Origin of the sequence: Blautia hansenii (assembly GCF_013304445.1) — a bacterium.
In the GTDB taxonomy this organism is placed as follows: domain Bacteria; phylum Bacillota; class Clostridia; order Lachnospirales; family Lachnospiraceae; genus Blautia.
On record NZ_JAAITA010000053.1, the window covers coordinates 1 to 1,843 of the forward strand.

A 1,843-nucleotide genomic window follows, 5' to 3' on the forward strand; every position below is an offset into this window, starting at 1 on the left:
TGGTAAGTCTATCTTACATCAGTTTGAAGGTTTACACAAACTTTGGGATACTCCCTACTAACACGAAAACTAAAGTATGAAATATTCCTATCGGATAAGGTGCAATCCACCCTTCTAGTTTGAAAACCAATCCTGAAATATATCCTGTAATCATAGAAATAGGCATAAAAGCAACTCCGATTATATTAAGCCAATTTACATAAAAGGGGGATTTTTCTTCCGATAGTATTCTCGCTATAAAATATCCAACAATCCCTATAGCTTGAATAATCATTGAACCCCAAACTGCTTCCATTGTTTGTTCTGCATACCAATTACCAAATGCACAAAACAGCCCAATAGCAACAAAAGCTGTTGATGATATATAAAGTACCTTACTCGTAAGCTCTTTATTTTTTTGTTCTTTGTCTGCTACTGGTTCAATTCCCTTTAGGATATAGTCAGTTGTTACTCCAAAAAAATCACTCATTATAATTATTTTTTCTAAGTCAGGCGTACTTTGTTCACTTTCCCATTTGGAAACAGCCTGCCTTGAAACTCCAACTTTATCCGCAAGTTCCTCTTGTGATATTCCTTTTGATTTCCTTAAATATTGTATTCTGTCTGCCATATTCATTAGCTAACACTCCTTTCTTTCATGGTGTAATTTTAGCAATATTATCAGTTGCATAGCCACCATTTAGATATGGAAATATGTCAACTGGCAGTTGCAATGATGTTTTTTGACAAATCAGCAGAATATTCTTGCTTATAACGTAATTTAAACATATCCATATTATAACAGTTCCATATATCCGCCACAACAAAAATCAGCACACCCCCCTTGACATTTTTCTGTCTTGAAAAATACACACTTTTTCTTTCTTCCTCTTGATTACCAACCACAGAAAAGAAAAAGCCCTGTCAAGAGCCTTGCCACCATTGGTGGTGCTTTGCACTCTTTACTGGGCTTTTTGTTTGCTGTATCTTTCATTCAAGAGGAAAATTAAAGACCTCTGTTCCATTTCTCTTTCAGATAATCTTCATAGTCCGTTTCATCAAAATCTAACTGTGGCGAAGTGTCGGGAATGTTATTTCTGCTGTCTATGTCCGCAAGTTGACGGAATATCCAGTCATCATAAGGGTCATGGTATTTATACTCTTTGGGCTGTTCTCTGTATCGGTCTAACCCTCGCATTTCCTTATGTACTTTCATCATGCGTTCTATTTTTTGACGTTGTATCAACTGCTTGATTTCCATAAGTTCTTCTAACTCCGTAACCTCATTGGTAATGTAGTTATGGATATACTGTATGAGTTTGGTTTCCATGTAAAATCTGCATTCTTTTTCATCATTGAAAAATTCATTTTCAGACAGATAATCTAAGGAAACATTGAAGTCCTGTTCCCGTTTGATAATATCCATGATATATGGTTCGGTGTGGTCAATATACTTCCATTCTCCTGATAATAATTCATTGGGCGTTACTCCCAGCACGTCCATTATCTTTTCTAATGTGTCAAAGGTAGGATAATTCACACCCCGTTCAATCTTGGAAAGGCTCTGCATATTGATACCGATTTTATCCGCAAGTTCCTGTTGTTTCATTCCTCTGTGTTTTCTTATGGTCTGTATATTCTCTCCTAAGAAACTGATTTTCTTTTCATAATGTTCCATAACTTAGTATAACCGCTCCTTTCGTTGCTTTTCTCGGTGTTTATAAGCATATCATACTTAATATTTATCAAAAAGTCAATCAAAACTTCTTGACAAGTAATTCTAATGGCGTTATTATCGTATTAGATAGGGTGATTAAGCACGCTAGGGTCAATCACACGCTTGAGTAAGCATAGAAAAGATGTA

At 35.6% G+C, this 1,843-nt stretch carries 2 protein-coding genes; both read right to left on the reverse strand.

Annotated features, from left to right (window positions below; translation table 11 throughout):
- Positions 1-31: 31 nt before the first annotated feature.
- Complete coding sequence (locus tag G5A70_RS15420) at positions 32-616, reverse strand: helix-turn-helix domain-containing protein (protein ID WP_173750325.1); 585 nt, start codon at positions 614-616, stop codon at positions 32-34.
- Between the two features lie 369 nt (positions 617-985).
- A complete protein-coding gene (locus G5A70_RS15425) occupies positions 986-1,657 on the reverse strand; it encodes a helix-turn-helix domain-containing protein (RefSeq protein ID WP_008393244.1) in 672 nt (223 codons plus the stop codon).
- Positions 1,658-1,843: the final 186 nt, after the last annotated feature.

Bases quoted from the DNA above. Each gene is read 5' to 3' on its own strand.
- G5A70_RS15420 (WP_173750325.1), bottom strand. From the start codon at position 616: ATGAATATGGCAGACAGAATACAATATTTAAGGAAATCAAAAGGAATA.
- G5A70_RS15425 (WP_008393244.1), bottom strand. From the start codon at position 1,657: ATGGAACATTATGAAAAGAAAATCAGTTTCTTAGGAGAGAATATACAG.